An 18,719-nucleotide genomic window follows, 5' to 3' on the forward strand; every position below is an offset into this window, starting at 1 on the left:
CTCTTTCAGCAGGCCCGCAACAGAGGGCAGGACCACCCTTTCGGATGGTTCAGACCGGATCGCGCCCGGCATTCCCCCAAGACCAGAGCTTTGCCGTGAGCTGACACTTTCCTGAACGAGCGGGACGCATGCGAAAACGGGTCCATGGCCCCGAGAAGACGGCACACGACCGAAATCCGCCGCGCCGAGGAGCAGTACCGGGGAGTGGACACGGGCCCGCACGCGAAAGCAGGGACCGGCCACCAGGCCGGCCCCTGCTTCTTCGTCCCGCTTGAGCTACTTGATCTTCACAACCACTGTTTCAGCCACCTTGTCGGCATAGGTCTGCGCCAACGGCTTGTTCCAGAACTGTGAAGCACCGTTGACGCCGATCCCCGCCGCGGCGAGAAGGCTGAACACCGGCGCGAGGATGAACGAGCCGAGGGCGTAGAACACATATGCGCCCCACGTGACGCCCGCCCGCTTGAGCGCGACGCCACCCTCCAGCCCACCGGCGGAGGGAACGCTGCCCACGGGCATGATCGCGATCCCCATCACCATCTTGCCGACCGTCTGGCCCTTGGCCTTGGTCAGGAAGTACTCGTAACCGATGTAGAGCACGGTGATCACGAGCCCCGAGATGAAGCCGATCAGCTTCAGCCCGAACGGCACGTAGATCTCACCCGTGGTGACGTCGAATCCGCCACCCGTCGCGATGAAGATCCCCAGGATCAGGGCGAGGACGAAGTTGATGATCGCCCCGACCACGCCGACGATGATGCCGTCGATGATCCTGGCCACCAGGCGCTGCCACCACTCCGCGAGAGGCGCGGGCGCCCCCGGAGGCTGGACGCCCGTCACGTGGCCGTAGCCCTTGTTCCCCTCGTAGGCGGGCGCCTGGCCGTAGCCCTGCTGCTGGTGCCCGTACGCGGCCTGCTGGTCGTAGCCCTGCTGCCCTGAGGCCGCGTACGGCTGCGCCTGGGCGGCCTGGCCGTAGGCGTCCTGGCCGTAGCTCTGGCCGGAGGCCTGCTGGCCCGATGCGGGCTGCTGGCCGTAGCTGTACTGGCCGGAGGCGGGCTGCTGTCCGTAGGCCTGCTGCTGCCCCGAGGCCGGCTGCTGACCATAGGCCTGCTGGCCCGAGGCCGCCTGGCCGTAGGACTGCTGGCCCGAGGCGGGCTGCTGACCGTAGGACTGCTGCTGTCCGTAGCCCTGCTGGCCGTAGGCGGCCTGCTGGTCGTAGGACTGCTGGCCAGAGGCCGCCTGGCCGTAGCCGGGCTGCTGTGCGGCCTGCTGGCCGTACCCCTGCTGCTGACCGTAGGCCTGCTGGTCGTAGGAGGCTGGCTGCTGGCCGTAGCCGGGCTGTGCGGCCTGCTGGCCATAGCCCTGCTGCTGACCGTAAGCCTGCTGGTCGTAGCCCTGCTGGTCGTAGGACTGCTGGCCAGACGCCGCCTGGCCGTAGCCGGGCTGCTGTGCGGCCTGCTGGCCATAGCCCTGCTGCTGACCGTAGGCCTGCTGGTCGTACGACGCGGGCTGCTGGCCGTAGCCGGGCTGTGCGGCCTGCTGGCCGTACCCCTGCTGCTGACCGTAGGCCTGCTGGTCGTAGGAGGCTGGCTGCTGGCCGTAGCCGGGCTGCTGTGCGGCCTGCTGGTCGTAGCCCTGCTGCTGACCGTAGCCCTGCTGGTCGTAGGAGCCGGGCTGTGCGGCCTGCTGGCCGTAGCCCTGCTGCTGCTGACCGTAGGCCTGCTGCTGGCCGTAGCCGGGCTGTGCGGCCTGCTGGCCATAGCCCTGCTGCTGGCCGTACCCCTGCTGCTGACCGTAGCCCTGCTGGTCATAGGAGCCGGGCTGCTGGCCGTAGCCGGGCTGACCCTGGGAGCCGGTGTCTGTCCGGTAGCCCACGATCGTCACGTCTGGATCGGGCTCGCCCTGGGCGTGACCCGTGTACTGCTGTCCGTATTCAGGCGACCCCGATCGATGGGAACTGTGCTCTGGATCGTCCTGTGGATACGGCGGCTGTCCGGTGCTCACCGTGTCACCTCGCTTCGACTGCGCATGCGGCACATGTCAGGCAGCATGCTTGCTGTGCCCAACGTATCGACATAGGTATCAACAATCACCTTTCCGGCGAGTCAACACCTACGTCATTAGTTGGGAGATGGAGCAACATCCGGGTGTTCCCGAGCGTGTTCGGCTTCACGTGTTCAAGATCGAGAAACTCGGCGACGCCCTCGTCATAAGAGGCCAGAAGCTCGGCATAGACCTCCGGAGCCACTGGTGTGCCCTGGATGGGATGGAATCCGTGCCCGGCGAAGAAGTCCACCTCGAATGTCAGGCAGAACACACGCCGCAGCCCGAGATCCCGTGCGTGCCGAATGAGCGAGGCGACGATGCGATGACCGATGCCGAGCCCCCTGCACTCGGGGTCGACCGCGACCGTTCGAATCTCCGCCAGGTCCTCCCAGAGCACGTGAAGTGCTCCGCATCCCACCACGCGGCCCGCGCGCTCGGCCACCCAGAATTCCTGGACATCCTCGTAAAGCGTCACCGTCGCCTTCTCCAGCAGCCTTGGACCGGCGCCGGCATAGGTGTCGACCAGGCGTCGAATCCCTCGCACGTCGGGCGTGCGCGCACGCCGGACCACGATCTCCACGTCCGGGACAGCCAGTTCGACGACCTGCTCCATGACCGCTCAGCCTAGCGATCCCATTACGGTTCACACTTAACTCATGACCCGTCGGCCTCATGTGACTTTCAGTAAGTGATTAGTCACGTTACGAATTTCAGGATTCTGCCGGGCGCAGACCTGCATGGACCGCCTTGCCGTACCCCGAAAAGCCATGAAAGTGCTGCAAAAAGGACACCTTACGGCCTGCAGAACGTGATCTCCTCGTGTCCTTTCAGTTGTGAAAACTCAACAGACTTGGCAGTTCTGGTTGAGCACGAACCATCCGGTGCACTAGTGTCCAGCGACGATGTCACCCGTACGGTCTGCATCTGACCAGGCGGGAAGGCGCGCCTAATCCCCGCTCGCGGGGAGCCGGGGAACCATCGACGGCCGTGGCCGTCATCGGGGTGAGTCCGAGCCCGCGCTCGGTAGGGCTGCTCCGGCCCGAACCCGTCAGCTAACCCGGTAGGCGCCGATGAGAGGAGCTGGTTGGTGAAGCGGACGCGTGCCCGTGAAGGGAAGCAGGCGGGCAAACACGCCCGCCCTCCGGAACGCGTGTTCCACCCTCGTAGGTTCGCGATCGTCGGCGTGGCCGTGGCCGCTCTGGCCTTCTGCGCCCCGCTGGGCTCCGCCGCGGCCGACCCGGAGCCGACGCTCAAGGAGCTCTCGGCCAAGGTGGAGAAGCTGCACGAGCAGATCGGCGTGCTGAGCGAGGAGTTCAACGGCCAGCGCGAGCGCCTCAAGGACGCCAAGACCCGCTCGGAGAAGGCCAAGAAGGTGCTTTCCACCAGCGAGGCCGATCTGGCCGCCAAGCGGGAGAAGGCCACGCTGCTCGCCCAGAGCGCCTACATGTCGGGCGGCCTCACCGGCGCGCTCGCCTTCACCAACTCCGCCGACCCCGACGCCTTCCTCGACCGCGCCGCCACCACCTACGCCCTTGAGCAGCAGCAGGGCGAGGAGGTCCTGCAGGTCGCCAAGGCCATCGAGGACGCCGAGCGGGCCCGCGCCAGCGCCAAGACGCGCATCTCCGAGGTCCAGAAGATCGTCGACGACCTCGAAGGCAAGCGCGACAAGATCCGCAAGCTGGTCGGCCAGGTCGAGAGCGACCTGTTCAGCCGGGCGATGGGCGAGGCCGGCCGTCCCGGCACCAGGGCGGTCAGGGTCAACCTGCCGGTCATCGGCAGCGGCAAGGCGGCAGGCGCCGCACGCTGGGCGCTGACCCAGCAGCTCAAGCCCTACGTGTGGGGAGCCGAGGGCCCGAGCTCCTTCGACTGCTCCGGCCTGGTCATGGCCGCCTACGAGACGGTCGGGATCAGCCTGCCGCACTACACGGGCGACCAGTGGACCGCGGGCACGCACATCTCCAAGGAGGAGCTGCGGCCGGGCGACCTGGTGTTCTTCTACAACGACCTGCACCACGTCGGGATCTACATCGGCGGCGGCATGATGGTGCACGCCCCGCGCACCGGCGACGTCGTCCGCATCGCCAAGATCGACGGACGGCCCTGGGCCGGCGCGGTCCGCATCGCCGACTGAGGCTTGTCGCGCACGCGAGCCGGCTAAGGCCTTTTCGCGCACGCGAAGAGCGCGCACGGCACGGGTGAGCGGACACGGCAGTGCCCGCGCTCACGAAAGGGGCGGCCCCCGCCGGCTGCGGGGGTCGCCCTTTCGAGTCACGGTCCGCGTCCTTGTGGGACACGGGCGATCGAGGATGGAACCGGGGTGCGTCACACCGTCGCTGACCTGGGCCGAACCGTTTGGGAGCGGTCCAAAATCAGCTAGATCAAACGACGGCGAGCCGCCCAGGCGACCGCCTCAATGGCAGTCGCCACCCCAATTCGATCGCAGATGCCGCGCAAGCGGCGTCGTACCGTTCGTCCACTGATCTCCAGGCGCCGCCCAACACGGTCGACCGTCACGCCTTTGGCCAACTCCGCGAGCAGAGCCAGGTCGTCCGGGCCCAAAGCCACATCCACATCGGGATAAGCCATCGGGAGCCCTCCCCCCAACGACGGAACTCATCGACGTCTCGGCGCGAGCAATCTTGCTCGTCTCCGCGACGTTAAACGTATCGGCGAAAGGTCGTCAAGCGCCGCCATAAGGGCGGCACAACGAGCGCTATTGACGTGATCGCCACGGTGTGAAGTACTCACGCTATGACGGCGTACGCCATAACACAATGACGTCTTTGGGGGCTATCCCTGCCATTTTTCAGGGATTTGATCGGTTTGTCCCGGATTTCACTGACGATCCACCGAGCGGCCGCAAGCTGTTCCCCTGCGTCGCCCAGACGACCTCATACAGCGTCATACCGGACCCGCGCCGCCTCCACTTCCTCGATATGCACCTGTGACCAGGCCTTGATGGCCTCGACCAGCGGCAGGAGGGTACGGCCGAGCGGAGTGAGGTCGTAGTCGACACGGACCGGCACCGAGGCCGTGACCTCGCGTGTGAGCAGTCCGTCACGCTCCAGCGCGCGTAGCGTCTGGGTGAGCATCTTCTGACTTACTCCGGCGATGATCCTGGCCAGGTCGCTGTATCTCTTCGAACCGTCGGCGAGTGCGTTGAGCACCAACGTGACCCATTTGTCACTGAGCGTGTCGAGCAGTTTGCGAGAAGGACAGGTGTCGATATAGGCGTCGTAGGCGACTTTCGCGGCCTCACGGCGCTGGGCGGCGTTCATGGTCGCCATACGGTCCTCCGGGTGGGTTACGCACCTTCGGGTGCCTTCTTTCCGCTAGAGAGTAGCTCTCCTACGGTTCACGGCATGACGACAACGACACGAGCGCTCATCGCCAGGAACGGCGTCCTCGAGATCGGCCGCACACCGCTGCCCCGCCCGGCCGGCCGCCAGGTGCTCATCCGGGTCGAGGCGTCCGCCGTACAGCCGGTCGACCTCATCACCGCCTCCGGCGCCCTGCCCGGCTACGGGCTGAGCGACCCGTTGGAGGAGTACGCGCTGGGCTGGGACGTGGCGGGAGTGGTCGAGGCCGCGGGGCCCGGCAGTGCCTACGGGCCTGGCGACCGGGTGATCGGCCTGTCCACACGCCTCATGGCCGCGCTCAAAGGGCAGGCCGAGCGGGTGGTGCTCGACGACGACGCGGTGGCGCACGCGCCAGAGGGGGTGGACGCGGTGGCCGCCTCGACCCTGCCGCTCAACGCGCTGACCGCCTGGCAGGCGCTGGACGCGAGCGGGCTGACGAGCGGGCAGACCCTGCTCGTCACCGGCGCTGCGGGCGGCGTGGGCGGCTTCCTGGTCGAGCTGGGCGCACGCAGAGGGCTCAGGGTGGTCGCGGTGGCGGGGAAGGACGACGAGGGCCTCGTACGCGACTTCGGGGCCGAATGGTTCGCCGAGCGTGGCCCCGGGCTGGCCGAGCGGGTACGTGCGCTGGTGCCGGGCGGTGTGGCGGGTGTGGTGGACGCGGCACTGGTCGGGTTCCAGGCGCTGGACGCGGTGCGGGAGAGCGGGGCCTTCGTCACCGTGGCGGCGGGCGCGGCTCCGCCTCCGCTGCGCGGGATCAGGGTGAGCACCGTGTTCGTACGGGCGGACGCGGCCCAGCTCGCCGAGGTGTCGAGGCTGGCCGCCACCGGCGCACTGGCCATGCGGGTGGCGCGTACCTACCCGTTGGAGCAGGCGGCCGAGGCGCACGCCCTGCTGGCCAAGGGCGGCCTGCGCGGGCGGCTGGTCCTGGTGCCAACGGCCTGAGACACGCGGAAGGGCGGCTCCCCCGGACACCTGGGGAGCCGCCCTTCGCACGTGCTCAGCTGGACGGCTTGACCAGCGGGAAGAGGATCGTCTCCCTGATGTTCCTCCCGGTGAACGCCATGACGAGCCTGTCGATGCCGAGGCCCATGCCCCCGGTCGGCGGCATGCCGTACTCAAGGGCGGTCAGGAAGTCCTCGTCGAGCTGCATGGCCTCGGCGTCGCCTCCGGCGGCCAGCAGGGACTGCTCGGTCAGGCGGCGGCGCTGCTCGACCGGGTCGACGAGCTCGGAGTAGGCGGTGCCGAGTTCGGTGCCGAAGCCGATGAGGTCCCACTTCTCGGTCAGCAGCGGGTTGTCGCGGTGCTGGCGGGTCAGCGGCGAGGTCTCCAGCGGGTAGTCCATGACGAACGTGGGCTGGATGAGCGTGTGCTCGACCAGCGCCTCGAAGATCTCCTGGACCAGCTTGCCCTGACCCCACTTGGCGTCCCAGTGGATGTCGCGGTCGTCGGCCAGCTTGCGGACGTGGTCGATCGGCGTCTCGGTGGTGATCTCCTCGCCGAGCGCCTCGGACACCGAGCCGTAGAGCGTGATCCTCGGCCACTCGGCCAGGCCCAGGTCGACCTGGTGGCCCTCGTGCTCGACCACGGAGGTGCCCAGTGCGGAGACGACCGCCTTCTGGATCATCCGCTGGGTGAGGTCGGCCATGTCGTTGTAGTCGAGGTAGGTGCCGTAGGCCTCGAGCATGGTGAACTCGGGGTTGTGCGTGGAGTCCGCGCCCTCGTTGCGGAAGTTGCGGTTGACCTCGAAGACCTTCTCGATGCCGCCGACCACGAGCCGCTTGAGGTAGAGCTCGATCGCGATGCGGAGGTAGAGCTCCATGTTGTAGGCGTTGATGTGCGTCTTGAAGGGCCTGGCCGTCGCGCCGCCGTGTATCGGCTGCAGCATCGGCGTCTCGACCTCCAGATAGCCCTCTTCGTGCCAGAAGTCGCGGATGGCGCGCACGACGGCCGAGCGCGTGTAGGCCATCCTGCGCGCGTCTTCGTTGACGATGAGGTCGATGTAGCGCTGGCGGACGCGGGCCTCGGGGTCGGTCAGGCCGACGTGCTTCTCCGGCAGCGGGCGCAGGCACTTGGCGGTGATCGCGAAACGGTCGGCCAGGATCGAGATCTCACCGCGCTTGGAGGTGATCACCTCGCCCTCCACACCGACGTGGTCGCCGAGGTCGACGTCGCGCTTCCAGGCCGCGAGCGCCTCCTCGCCCACCTTGTCGAGCGAGAGCATGACCTGCAGGTCGCCCGAGCCGTCGCGCAGGGTGGCGAAGCAGAGCTTGCCGCCGTCGCGGCGCAGCATGACGCGACCGGTGACACCGACCCTGTCGCCCGTGGCGGTGTCCGGCTCCAGCCCCTGGTATTTGTCCCTGATCTCGGCGTTGGTCGCCGTGCGCGGGAACGTCACCGGGTAGGGGTCGACGCCCTCGTCGCGAAGGCGCTCGAGCTTCTCCCGCCGGATGCGCATCTGCTCCGGGAGATCCTGTGCTGGAGTCGTGGATTCGGTCACAGACAAAGGTTACCGATTAGGCGAACTGCAAGAGGCCGACGGTGGCATGAAGGAGAGGTGCAGGGGGCTTGCAAGCGCCCGCCTTTATCAATGACTTACAGAGCCCGGGGGGGACCGGCAGGGCGCCGGACCAGGGAAAGGGCTCATGGAGAGAGTCATGATCAAGAAGCTCGCCGCCGGTCTCGCCGCGGTCGCCGCCGCCGGCGCCCTCGCCATCGCTCTGCCCACCTCCTCCGCCAGCGCCACCACCGCGCCGGCCAAGGCCGGTTCGTCCAACTCCTACGACTGGGACGACTTCTGGGGCGCCTACTACTCCAAGCACCACCTGGCCAAGGTCAGCGGCTGGATCGGCGTCGACTGGAACCACGACCAGGACAGCAACAGCGTGCACGTCAAGGGCCGGCTGTACGACCTCGACAACCGCACCTACAGCCAGGGCGGCAAGTGCGCGTACGTGAAGTTCCAGGTCTCCTACTTCGACGACGACTACGACTGGAGCGACGCCTACAGCAAGAAGTACTGCGGCTACCCCGGCTACAAGTCCTTCAGCTTCCACGACGAGGACGTCTACAGCGTGCGGGTGAAGGTCTGCCAGGTCACCAAGTCCGGCGGCTACGTCACCAACTGCCGCCCGTGGAACTACCTCTACACCACCGAGAGCGAGTGACCCCATAGATGACCGACGCGCCCTCCCCACCCGAGCGGGGAGGGCGCGTCGGCATGTCATCCGGCGTTGCGGTTGTAGATCAGGCGCAGGCCGATGAGCGTGAGCCACGGCTCGTGCAGGTCGATCGAGCGCGCCTCGCCGACGACCAGCGCGGCGACACCGCCCGTGGCCACGACCGTGACCTCGTCGGGGTCGTCGGCCAGCTCGGCCGCCATGCGCTCGACGATGCCGTCGACCTGGCCGGCGAAGCCGTAGATGATGCCGGACTGCAGGGCCTCGACGGTGTTCTTGGCGATGACCGAGCGCGGCCTGATCAGCTCGACCTTGTGCAGCTGGGCTCCGGCCGCGGCCAGGGCGTCGACCGAGATCTCGATGCCGGGCGCGGTGACCGCCCCGACGTACTCGCCCTTGGCCGAGACCGCGTCGAAGGAGGTCGCGGTGCCGAAGTCGACGATGATGCACGGCCCGCCGTACTGGTCGATGGCGGCCAGGGCGTTGACGATGCGGTCGCTGCCGACCTCCTTGGGGTTGTCCATGCGGACGGGCACGCCGGTGCGGATGCCGGGCTCGACGATGACCGCGGTGACGTCGCCGTAGTAACGCCTGCACATCTCGCGCATCTCGTTGAGCACGGAGGGCACCGTCGAGCAGATCGCGATGCCTCCGATGTCGGCGCCCTTGAGCAGGGGCGACTGGCCGAGCAGCCCCTGCAGCACGACGGCGATCTCGTCGGCGGTGCGGCGGGCATCGGTGGCTATGCGCCAGTGCTCGATGACCTCCTCGCCCTCGAACAGGCCGAGGACGGTGTGCGTGTTGCCGACGTCGATCGTGAGCAGCACTATGCCCCCCGTAGATCCAGTGCGATGTCGAGCGCGGGCGCCGAATGCGTCAGCGCTCCCACCGCAAGGTAGTCCACGCCAGTTTCTGCCACATCACGGGCAGATTCCAAGGTCAATCCGCCGCTGGACTCAAGCCGTGCCCTGTTATTGACGATTTGTACGGCCTCGCGAAGCATGGGCACGGTGAAGTTGTCGAGCAGGATCTCCTGCGCGCCTTCGGCGAGCACCGGTTCGATCTGGTCGATCCGGTCGACCTCGACCTCGATCGGCAGGTCGGGATAGCGCTCCCGCACCGCCCTGAACGCCTCGGCCACGCCTCCGGCCGCCACCACGTGGTTGTCCTTGATCAGGGCGGCGTCGGAGAGCGACATGCGGTGGTTGACGCCGCCTCCCGCCCTGACCGCGTACTTCTCCAGGCCGCGCAGGCCAGGCAGCGTCTTGCGGCTGTCGCGCACGCGGGCCCGGGTGCCGCCGACGGCCTCGACCCAGCGTGCGGTCTGGGTGGCGATGCCCGACAGGTGGGTGAGGATGTTGAGCGCGGTGCGCTCGGCGGTGAGCAGGTCGCGGGTCGAGCCCTGGACCGTCATCAGCACGTCGCCCCTGACCACGCGCTCGCCGTCCTTGACCCTGCGCTCGGCGACCTCGGCGCCGAGCCTGGCGAAGACCGCCTCGGCCACGCCGAGCCCGGCGACGACGCCGTCGGCCCTGGCCACCACGTCGGCCGTGGAGACGTGGTCGGCGGCGATCGTGGCCAGGCTGGTGACGTCGCCCGGCTCCTGGAGGTCTTCGGCCAGCGCGCGGTCGATCACCGCGTGCACGTCGGCGGGGTCGAGCCCGGCCGAGGCCAGCTCCTCGGCCAGCCGCGAGGGCAGCGCGTCCCCGTGCGGACGGTAGGTCATGGTCAGTCCTTCCTCGGTGAGCCTGGCGTCGAGATGGCCGAGCCACTGCTGATCGTCGCGCTCGGGGAAGTCCTCGCGCCAGTGCGACCCTCGGGTCTCCTCGCGGTGCAGTGCGGCCGCGACCAGGACGGACGCGACCGTCAGCAGGTTCGTCGCCTCCCACGACTCGGTGCGGGCGGGCACCGCGACCGGCGTCCAGCGCGCGTCGCTCAGCGCCTTGGCGGCCTCGGCCAGAGAGGTACGGCTGCGCAGCACGCTCACCCCCCTGCTCATGTGCGCCTGGACGCGCGGCCTCGAACGCGGGTCGACCAGGGCGTCGAACGCCGTGGGCGCGACCGGCAGGCGTCTGGCGGGCCTGATGTCGGCCGCGATGCGCTCGGCGAAGACCAGCCCCTCCAGCAGCGAGTTGGAGGCCAGCCTGTTGGCGCCGTGCACGCCGGTGCAGGCGACCTCGCCGCAGGCGTAGAGCCCCTCGATGCTCGTACGCCCGCTGAGATCGGCCCGCACGCCGCCACTGGCGTAGTGCGCGGCGGGAGCCACGGGGATCGGCTGTACGGCGGGGTCGATGCCGTGCTCAAGGCAGACCGCGTAGATCGTGGGGAAGCGTGTGCGCCACTTGTCGGCGCCGAAGTGCGTGCCGTCCAGGAAGACGTGCTCGGCGCCGCTCCCCCGCATGGTCCGCATGATCGCCTTGGCCACGACGTCACGCGGCGCCAGGTCGGCGAGGTCGTGCACCCCGGCCATGAACGCCGTGCCGTCGTGGTCGCGCAGCACGGCGCCTTCGCCGCGTACGGCCTCCGAGATGAGCGGCTGCTGACCGGTCGAGCCTTCGCCGAGCCAGAGCACGGTCGGGTGGAACTGGACGAACTCCAGGTCGCGCACCACGGCTCCGGCCCGCAGTGCCAGCGCCACACCGTCGCCCGTCGAGACGGCCGGGTTGGTGGTGGCGGCGAACACCTGGCCCATGCCGCCCGTCGCCAGCACGACGGCTCCCGCGTGCACGGCGCCGACGCCGTCCCGCGCGCCTTCGCCCATGACGTGCAGGGTCACGCCCGCGGCCCGGCCTTCCGCGTCCTTGAGCAGGTCGAGGACGAGCGCGTGCTCGATGACCTCGATCCTGGGCTCGGCGTGCACGGCCTGCACCAGCGCCCGTTGCACCTCGGCCCCGGTGGCGTCGCCCCCGGCGTGCACGATCCGGTCACGCAGGTGCCCGCCCTCACGCGTGAGCTGCAACTCGCCCCGCTCGTCGGTGTCGAACCTCGCCCCCCGCGCGATCAGCCGCCGCAGCGCACCCGGCCCTTCGGTCACCAGCGTCCGTACGGCGGGCACGTCGCACAGCCCCACCCCGGCCACCAGGGTGTCGCGCAGATGGTCGGCCGGGCTGTCGTCGGGGTCGAGCACGGCCGCGATGCCGCCCTGCGCCCAGCGTGTGGAGCCCGATGAGAGCACGTCCTTGGTGACGACGAGCACCTTGGCCTCGGGGTGCAGCTCGGCGAAACGCAGGGCGGTGGTCAGCCCGGCGATGCCGGATCCGACGACCACGACATCGGCGGCCACACTCCACCCCGGGCTCGGCGCGGTCAGTCTCAAGGGGATCGGCGGTGCACTCATGGGAGCCTCCTCGGGCTTTCGTCACTATGACGATAACGCCTCGCCCGGAGCTCGCCGTCAGGCGGGTAGGTGAATCTCGTCACCCCTGAGCGTGCCCTCGACCGGTGCGCCCAGGTCCGTGCCGAGCTCGACGACGCGGTTGGCCGCGTCGACGTGCACCACGCGGGGCACGAACACACGGGCCTCGGCGTCCTCCAGCTGGCCGTACGCGATGATGATCACGAGGTCGCCCGGGGAGACCAGGCGGGCGGCGGCACCGTTGATGCCGATGACGCCGGTGCCCCTCGGGCCCGCGATCGTGTAGGTGACCAGGCGGGCGCCGTTGTCGATGTCGACGACGTGGACCTGCTCGCCGGGCAGCAGCCCGGCCGCCTCCAGGAGGTCCTCGTCCACGGTGAGCGAGCCGACGTAGTGCAGGTCGGCCTGGGTCACGGTGGCCCGGTGGATCTTCGACGTGAGCATGGTCCTGAGCATGCGGGATTCACCTTTCGCCGGTCGCGCCGCTTGCCGCGTGCACGCCTCGGAGGTTCTGCGCTGGATGTGTCTACGCAGGATTCAACGTCAGGACAACGTTGTCGATCAACCGGGTAGTCCCGACTTTCGCCGCGAGGGCGAGAATCGCCTCCCCGGTGTGGTCGTCGGCCACCTCGGCGAACGTCGAGGGCTCGACCAGCGCCAGGTAGTCGAGCAGCAGCGGCGGATCGAGCCTGGCCGCGTCCTCGAGCACCGCCTTGGCCGCCTCCAGCACCTGGCGAGGCGTGTCCTTGGCCGCTCCGGCGCGCAGGGCGTGCGACAGCTCCAGCGCGGTCGCCCGGTCGGCGGCCGTCAGGTAGCGGTTGCGGCTCGACATCGCCAGGCCGTCCGGCTCGCGCAGGGTGGGCGCGCCGACGATCTCCACGGGCAGGTCGAGGTCGGCGGCCATGCGGCGGATGAGGGCCAGTTGCTGTGCGTCCTTCATCCCGAAGACGGCGACGTCCGGCTGGACCAGGTTGAGCAGCTTGAGCACCACGGTCAGCACGCCGTCGAAGTGGCCCGGCCGGAACGCCCCCTCGACGATGGCGCCCATGTGCCCGGCCGACACGCCCACCTGACGGTCGGGCAGGTACATCTGCTCGGGGCTCGGACTGAACACCACCTCGACGCCTTCGGCCGCGCAGACCTCCAGGTCGGCCTCGAACGTGCGCGGGTAGCGCGAGAAGTCCTCGCCGGGACCGAACTGCAGCGGATTGACGAAGATGCTCACCACGACGTGGTCGGCACGCTCGGCGGCCAGGCGCATGAGCGAGCGGTGCCCCTCGTGCAGGGCGCCCATCGTGGGCACCAGCGCCACTCGCCCGGCGCCGCGCGCCTTGACCAGTTCGGCGCGGTCGCCCGCGACGATCACGTCCATATGTTGCCTCCCAGGGCGTCCAGGAGCCGCTCGGCGGCCTCGGGCTTGAGCAGTCCGGCGGCCAGCGCCCGGTCGGCCGTGAGCCTGGCGAGTGCGACGTAGGCGTCGGCCGCCTCGGGCGCGGCCAGGATGAGGGCGTCGACGTGCCTGCGCACGGTGCCCGCGTCCCCCCTGACGACGGGTCCGGTCAGCGCGCCGATGCCCATCCGCAGCACGTTGTCGAGCGCGGCCCCGAGCAGCGGCCCGAGCATGCGGCCCGGATGGTCGACGCCGATGCGGGTGAGCAGCTCGGACGACTCGGCGATGAGCGTGACCATGTGGTTGGCCGCTCCCGCCAGGGCCGCGTGGTACAGCGCGCGGTCGGCGTCGGCGATCCAGACCGGCTCGCCGCCCATCTCGATGACCAGGGCCTCGGCGATCGGGCGCAGCACCTCGGGCGAGGTGACGCCGAACGAGCAGCCGGTCAGCCTGGTGAGGTCGTCGTCCCGGCCGGTGAAGGTCATGACGGGATGCAGGGCGAGCGGCAGTGCGCCCTCGTGGGTGGCCGGGTCGAGCACCGAGAGGCCGTAGGCGCCGCTGGTGTGCACGAGCAGCTTGCCCCTGAGGTCGGCGCCGGTCGCGACCAGGCCGGACACCAGGTCGGGCAGCGCGTCGTCGGGCACGGTCAGCAGGATGAGCTCGGCCGCGGCGACGACGTCGTCGGCCCGGCTGGTGGCGACGCCGAGCCGTTCGACCGCCCAGCGTTGCGAGCTGTCGGACACGCCGCTCGCCGCGACGACACGGTGTCCGGCCTGCGTGAGTGCGGCGCCGAGCACCGATCCGACCTTGCCGGCACCGAGCACGCCTACGGACAGCCGTGCCGGCCGATCACCTACGTCCATGACGCCCCGATTCCTCCGACCCAGGTGGCACTGCCGTCAGAGTAACGGGCGACTCGGAGATCCAGCGTGACCGGGGTTTTGCCGCATGTTGAGGTCACGACATATCGGACACGGGCATACAAATGACATAACCCCCTGTCGGAGGAACGCAAGAGGGGAGACGAACGGGCGCCGAGCCCGAAGTGGACCCGACGCCCGCGCACCTCACTCGGCCGGCCAACCGCCGACTGACCGGCCACGCTTTTCCCGCCCATCCGGGCCCGCCAGGGGCTCCGCCGCCCCGAAGGACCCGGGTGGGCTCATGTCATGCTCGCCGGGTCAGTGCCGCTCGACCTCGACCGAGGCGCCACCCTGGCAACCGGCGATGGCCGTGCCGAGGATGCCGATGGCGTTGCCGCAGACGTTCACCGGGATCGAGATCGGGGCGAAGATCTGGTTGCCGGACACCACGCCGCTCTTGCCGCTGGTGATGTCGGCGTGCGCGGGTGTGGCCAGGGCCGCCATGGCGACGATGCCGGCCAGGACGAGGGTCTTCTTCAACACTGGGGTTCCTTTCGGGGTTCGGCTGCTCCAGGGCCTCCGGCGACCGAACCGCGCCCGATGGGGGACGGGCCGGGGCGGGTGCACCGGGTGGCTGCGAGTAACGCTAGCGCAAAAGAATCACAATACGTAGTAACGACATCACTCAGCGTGTCATGAGATACCGTTCCCATGCATGTGGCTCAGCTGGCGTGCCGCCATGGAACACGCGCTCTACGGCGAGGCCGGCTTCTACCTCACCCAGCGCCCGTCGGGCCACTTCCGCACCTCGGTCAGCGCCTCCACCGCGTTCGCCGACGCCGTGCACACGCTGCTGCGCCAGGTCGACGAGGAGCTCGGCGGCCCGGCGGTGCTCGACCTGGTCGACATCGGCGCGGGCGAGGGCGCGCTCGTCACCCACGTGCTGGCCGCCGCCTCCCCCGGCCTGCGGGCCAGGCTGCGCGTCACCGCCGTCGACCTGTCGCCCAGGCCGGCCCACCTGCCCGCCGCGATCGGCTGGCGGCACGACCTGCCATCGGGCGTCACGGGGCTGGCCGTGGCCAACGAGTGGCTGGACAACGTGCCGCTCGACGTGGCCGAGCTGACCTCCGAAGGGCCTCGGCTGATCGAGGTGCACACCGGGACCGGGGCCGAGCGGCTCGGCCCGCCGCCCTGCGCCGAGGACGTGCGCTGGTTGCGCCGGTGGTGGCCGCATCCCCGCGTCGGCACCCGCGCCGAGATCGGCCGTACCCGTGACGCCGCGTGGGCCGCGGTCCTCCAGCGGCTGACCAGAGGCAGGGCCGTGGCCGTGGACTATGCACACCCTGTGGAGGACCGCCCGCCGTACGGATCGCTCACCGGGTATCGCGACGGCTCCCTGGTCAAGCCGATCCCCGACGGCTCCTGCGACATCACCGCGCACGTGGCGCTCGACGCCTGCGCCGAGGCGGGCCTGCGCGCGGGGGCCGCGACGAGCGAGCTGACCACGCAGCGGGCGGCGCTGCGCGCACTCGGCCTGCTGGGCGCGAGACCGCCGATCGAGCGGGCGGGCACCGATCCACGCGGCTACCTGCGTGCCCTCGCTCGTGCCTCCGAGGAGGCGGAACTGATTGACTCGTCCGGCCTGGGCAGCTTTGGGTGGTTAAACCAGCTACGTTATTAGTTGTGGAGATCGAACAGACCACCCTGCCGGGAATAGGGCTCAAACACGAGTTCACCACCCAGTCGGGACGCCGCATCGCGATCGTGTCGCACCGCACGGGCCGTCGTGACCTCGTCATCTATGACAAGTCCGACCCCGACCGCGCGTGCGAGGCCGTCAAGCTCAATGACGAGGAGGCCGACGCCCTCGTCGAACTCCTCGGCGCTCCTCGCATCGTGCAGCGGCTCAACGCCCTGCATCGCGAGGTCGAGGGCCTGGAGAGCCTCCAGATCCCGATCGCGCCCGGCTCGCCGTACGCGGGCAGGCCCATGGGTGACGCCAGGATCCGTACGCGGACGGGAGCGTCGGTGGTCGCGGTGGTCCGCGCGGGTCAGGTGCACGCCAGTCCCACACCTGACTTCGTCTTCGCCCCAGGCGACGTCGTGGTCGTCGTCGGCGACCAGCAGACGACCACCGGCGCCGCCGACATTCTCACGGACGGCTAGTGCATACGGCGATTCTCTTTCTCGAACTCGGCGGGGTCATTCTCGCCCTTGGCGTGCTCGGAGCGCTCGCGCTGCGCTTCGGAATCTCCCCCATCCCCCTCTACCTCGTCGCCGGTCTCGCCTTCGGGACCGGCGGCATCCTCCCCCTGGCCACCAGCGAGGACTTCATCGCGGTAGGCGCGGAGCTCGGCGTCATCCTGCTGCTGCTGACGCTCGGACTCGAGTACAACGCCAGTGAACTGGTCGGCAGCCTCAAGGGCAGTGCCGTGGCCGGTCTGGTCGACATGGTGCTCAACGCGGCGCCCGGCGTGATCGTGGCGCTGGCACTCGGCTGGGGGCCCGTCGCGGCCGTCGCCATGGGTGGCGTCACGTACATGACATCGTCCGGCATCACCGCCAAGGTGCTGTCCGACCTCGGCTGGATCGGTAACCGCGAGACGCCCGTCGTGCTGTCACTGCTGGTCTTCGAGGACCTGGCGATGGCGGTCTACCTGCCGGTGCTGACCGCGATGCTGGCCGGGGTCGGCTTCGTCAGCGGCGCCGTCACCGTCGGCATCGCACTGGCGACCGTCACCATCGTCCTCGTGGTGGCGTTGCGCTTCGGGCGGTTCATCGAGGCCTTCGTGGCCAGTCCGAACAACGAGGTGCTGCTGCTCAAGGTCGTCGGCCTGGCGCTGCTGGTGGCGGGCATCGCCCAGCAGTTGCAGGTCTCGGCCGCCGTCGGGGCCTTCCTCGTGGGCATCGCCCTGTCCGGTGAGCTCGCACACGAGGCGCGTGCCCTGCTGATGCCGCTGCGCGATCTGTTCGCCGCGGTGTTCTTCGTCTTCTTCGGTCTGCAGACCGACCCGTCCAAACTCGGGCAGGTCGCCGGGCTCGCCGCACTGCTCGCGGTGATCGGCATCGTCACCAAGCTGCTGACGGGCGCCTTCGCGGCGAAGAGGGCGGGAATAGCCAGGGCGGGCCGGGTACGGGCGGGCATCGGGCTGATACCCAGGGGCGAGTTCAACATCGTCATCGCCGGTCTCGCCGTGGCCGCCGGTGCGCATCCCGACCTGGGACCGCTCGCGGCGGCGTACGTGCTGATCCTGGCCGCGTTCGGACCGCTCGCGGCCAGGATGCTGCAACCGTTGATCGCGCGGATCGCCCACGCGCAACCCGGCTGATCAGATGGCGACGTCCAGGGAGCGGAGCCCTCGGATGACATAGCCGGGATTCCACACCGGCTCGGCGAGCAGCTCCATGTTCGGCGCCTTGCGCAGCAGGGCGCCGAACGACTCCACCAGCTCCACCCTGGCCAGCGGCGCGCCGAGACAGAAGTGGATGCCCGCCCCGAAGGAGATGTGCGGGTTGTCCACCCGGCCCACGTCCAGCCTGTCGGGCTCGTCGAACACCTCGGGATCGCGGTTGGCCGAGCCGAACAGCAGCGCGACCTCGACGCCCTTGGGGATGGCCACCCCGCCGACCTCGATGTCCTCCAGCACCCAACGCTCGAACATCTGCAGCGGGGTGTCCCAGCGCATCAGCTCCTCGATCGCGGTCGGGAGCAGCGAGTGGTCGGCGCGCAGCCTGGCCAGCTCCTCCGGATTGCGGAACAGCGACCACCAGCCGTTGCCGGTCACATTGACCGTGGCCTCGTGCCCGGCGTTGAGCAGCAGCACGCAGGTGCCGACCAGCTCGTCCTCGGTCAGCCTGTCGCCCTCGTCGGCGACCTGGGCCAGCAGGCTGATCAGGTCGTCGCCCGGGTTCTTGGCCCGCTCCCTGGCCAGCACCTTGAGGTAGTCGGAGAACTCCTGTGCGGCGCGCACGGCGGTGTGCTGGGTCTGCTCGGAGGGCTTGAGCTCGTACATGCCGCAGATGTCGGCCGACCACGGCCGCAGCAGGTGCCTGTCGGACTCGGGCACGCCCAGCATCTCGGCGATCACCGTCACCGGCAGCGGCTCGGCCACCTCGGAGATCAGGTCGCCGCCTCCCTTGGCCACGAAGGCGTCGACCAGGCTCTCGGCCATCTCGTGCACCCTCGGGCGCAGCGACTCCACCATGCGCGGTGTGAACGCCTTGGAGACCAGCCTGCGCAGGCGGGTGTGGACCGGCGGCTCGACGTCGAGCATGCCGGCCCTGACCACCCGCCAGAACGGCTCCTGGAACTCGGGCTCGCCCTGCTGCCCGAACTCCTCGTGCGAGGCGACGTGCAGATAGGAACGGCCGAGCCGCCGATCGCGCAGCAACGCGTTGACATCGGCGTGCCTGGCCACCAGCCACTGGCCCGTCGGCTCGAAGAAGCTGACCGGCGCCTGCTGCCGCAACTCGGCGTATGCGGCGTACGGGCTGGCTACGAAATCCGGATTCCAGGGATCAAAGCGCACC

General features: G+C 69.4%; 18 protein-coding genes and 1 riboswitch. Of the genes, 6 read left to right on the plus strand and 12 right to left on the minus strand.

From position 1 onward, the window contains the following. Positions 1-276: 276 nt before the first annotated feature. Complete coding sequence (locus ACTWNK_RS41370; RefSeq protein ID WP_474310495.1) at positions 277-1,884, minus strand: RDD family protein; 1,608 nt, start codon at positions 1,882-1,884, stop codon at positions 277-279. 205 nt (positions 1,885-2,089) lie between these two features. Beyond that, the gene (locus ACTWNK_RS41375; protein ID WP_474310496.1) at positions 2,090-2,659 is read right to left on the minus strand and encodes an amino-acid N-acetyltransferase; all 570 of its coding nucleotides are present in this window, start codon (positions 2,657-2,659) and stop codon (positions 2,090-2,092) included. Between the two features lie 320 nt (positions 2,660-2,979). Continuing rightward, positions 2,980-3,128, plus strand: a riboswitch (cyclic di-AMP (ydaO/yuaA leader). Between the two features lie 5 nt (positions 3,129-3,133). Between ACTWNK_RS41375 and ACTWNK_RS41380 the strand changes: the two genes are divergently transcribed. Further along, positions 3,134-4,177, plus strand: coding sequence for a C40 family peptidase (locus ACTWNK_RS41380; RefSeq protein WP_474310498.1), 1,044 nt, complete (start codon positions 3,134-3,136; stop codon positions 4,175-4,177). Positions 4,178-4,419: 242 nt separating this feature from the next. Here ACTWNK_RS41380 and ACTWNK_RS41385 read toward each other — a convergent pair whose 3' ends face one another. Beyond that, positions 4,420-4,632 carry a helix-turn-helix domain-containing protein gene (locus ACTWNK_RS41385; protein ID WP_474310499.1) on the minus strand — a complete coding sequence of 71 codons (213 nt, stop codon included), beginning with the start codon at positions 4,630-4,632 and terminating at the stop codon, positions 4,420-4,422. A gap of 305 nt (positions 4,633-4,937) precedes the next feature. Beyond that, positions 4,938-5,333, minus strand: coding sequence for a winged helix-turn-helix transcriptional regulator (locus tag ACTWNK_RS41390; protein WP_474310500.1), 396 nt, complete (start codon positions 5,331-5,333; stop codon positions 4,938-4,940). Between the two features lie 75 nt (positions 5,334-5,408). Here ACTWNK_RS41390 and ACTWNK_RS41395 point away from each other — a divergent pair, with 75 nt between their 5' ends. Continuing rightward, positions 5,409-6,347 carry an NADP-dependent oxidoreductase gene (locus tag ACTWNK_RS41395; RefSeq protein ID WP_474310501.1) on the plus strand — a complete coding sequence of 313 codons (939 nt, stop codon included), beginning with the start codon at positions 5,409-5,411 and terminating at the stop codon, positions 6,345-6,347. A gap of 55 nt (positions 6,348-6,402) precedes the next feature. Here the strand turns inward: ACTWNK_RS41395 and lysX are convergent, their stop codons facing one another. Further along, positions 6,403-7,902: a bifunctional lysylphosphatidylglycerol synthetase/lysine--tRNA ligase LysX gene (gene lysX, locus ACTWNK_RS41400; protein ID WP_474310503.1), complete on the minus strand. Its 1,500-nt coding sequence runs from the start codon at positions 7,900-7,902 to the stop codon at positions 6,403-6,405. Positions 7,903-8,059: 157 nt separating this feature from the next. Here lysX and ACTWNK_RS41405 point away from each other — a divergent pair, with 157 nt between their 5' ends. Beyond that, entirely contained in the window at positions 8,060-8,569 is a 510-nt protein-coding gene (locus tag ACTWNK_RS41405) for a hypothetical protein (RefSeq protein ID WP_474310505.1), read from the plus strand. Positions 8,570-8,625: 56 nt separating this feature from the next. On the opposite strand, the gene ACTWNK_RS41410 is transcribed toward ACTWNK_RS41405, so the two are convergent. From ACTWNK_RS41410 to ACTWNK_RS41435, 6 genes are all read right to left on the minus strand, one after another. Further along, entirely contained in the window at positions 8,626-9,408 is a 783-nt protein-coding gene (locus ACTWNK_RS41410) for a type III pantothenate kinase (RefSeq protein WP_474310507.1), read from the minus strand. Next, positions 9,408-11,918 (minus strand): L-aspartate oxidase, encoded by a 2,511-nt coding sequence (locus ACTWNK_RS41415; RefSeq protein WP_474310508.1) that lies wholly within the window; start codon positions 11,916-11,918, stop codon positions 9,408-9,410. The genes ACTWNK_RS41410 and ACTWNK_RS41415 overlap by 1 nt, the downstream gene beginning before the upstream one ends. Positions 11,919-11,975: 57 nt before the next feature. Then, positions 11,976-12,392, minus strand: a complete 417-nt coding sequence (panD, locus tag ACTWNK_RS41420) for an aspartate 1-decarboxylase (RefSeq protein ID WP_474310509.1) — start codon at positions 12,390-12,392, stop codon at positions 11,976-11,978. Positions 12,393-12,462: 70 nt separating this feature from the next. Beyond that, positions 12,463-13,308: a pantoate--beta-alanine ligase gene (gene panC / locus ACTWNK_RS41425; protein ID WP_474310510.1), complete on the minus strand. Its 846-nt coding sequence runs from the start codon at positions 13,306-13,308 to the stop codon at positions 12,463-12,465. Next, positions 13,299-14,189 carry a Rossmann-like and DUF2520 domain-containing protein gene (locus tag ACTWNK_RS41430; RefSeq protein WP_474310511.1) on the minus strand — a complete coding sequence of 297 codons (891 nt, stop codon included), beginning with the start codon at positions 14,187-14,189 and terminating at the stop codon, positions 13,299-13,301. Before ACTWNK_RS41430 ends, panC begins: the two co-directional genes overlap by 10 nt. Before the next feature lie 318 nt (positions 14,190-14,507). After that, positions 14,508-14,732: a chaplin family protein gene (locus ACTWNK_RS41435; RefSeq protein WP_474310513.1), complete on the minus strand. Its 225-nt coding sequence runs from the start codon at positions 14,730-14,732 to the stop codon at positions 14,508-14,510. Between the two features lie 196 nt (positions 14,733-14,928). On the opposite strand from ACTWNK_RS41435, the gene ACTWNK_RS41440 reads away from it, so the two are divergent. Genes ACTWNK_RS41440 through ACTWNK_RS41450 form a run of 3 tightly spaced genes read left to right on the plus strand, consistent with a single transcriptional unit; the run spans position 14,929 to position 17,518 of the window. Then, a complete protein-coding gene (locus ACTWNK_RS41440; RefSeq protein ID WP_474311139.1) occupies positions 14,929-15,870 on the plus strand; it encodes an SAM-dependent methyltransferase in 942 nt (313 codons plus the stop codon). A gap of 2 nt (positions 15,871-15,872) precedes the next feature. After that, positions 15,873-16,355: a cation:proton antiporter regulatory subunit gene (locus ACTWNK_RS41445; protein WP_474310515.1), complete on the plus strand. Its 483-nt coding sequence runs from the start codon at positions 15,873-15,875 to the stop codon at positions 16,353-16,355. Next, the gene (locus ACTWNK_RS41450; protein WP_474310516.1) at positions 16,355-17,518 is read left to right on the plus strand and encodes a cation:proton antiporter; all 1,164 of its coding nucleotides are present in this window, start codon (positions 16,355-16,357) and stop codon (positions 17,516-17,518) included. The genes ACTWNK_RS41445 and ACTWNK_RS41450 overlap by 1 nt, the downstream gene beginning before the upstream one ends. Here ACTWNK_RS41450 and ACTWNK_RS41455 read toward each other — a convergent pair whose 3' ends face one another. Continuing rightward, positions 17,519-18,718, minus strand: coding sequence for a cytochrome P450 (locus ACTWNK_RS41455; protein WP_474310517.1), 1,200 nt, complete (start codon positions 18,716-18,718; stop codon positions 17,519-17,521). It abuts the gene before it with no gap. Between the last annotated feature and the right edge of the window lies 1 nt (position 18,719).

The sequence above is a fragment of the Nonomuraea sp. IBHARD001 genome (assembly GCF_056106265.1).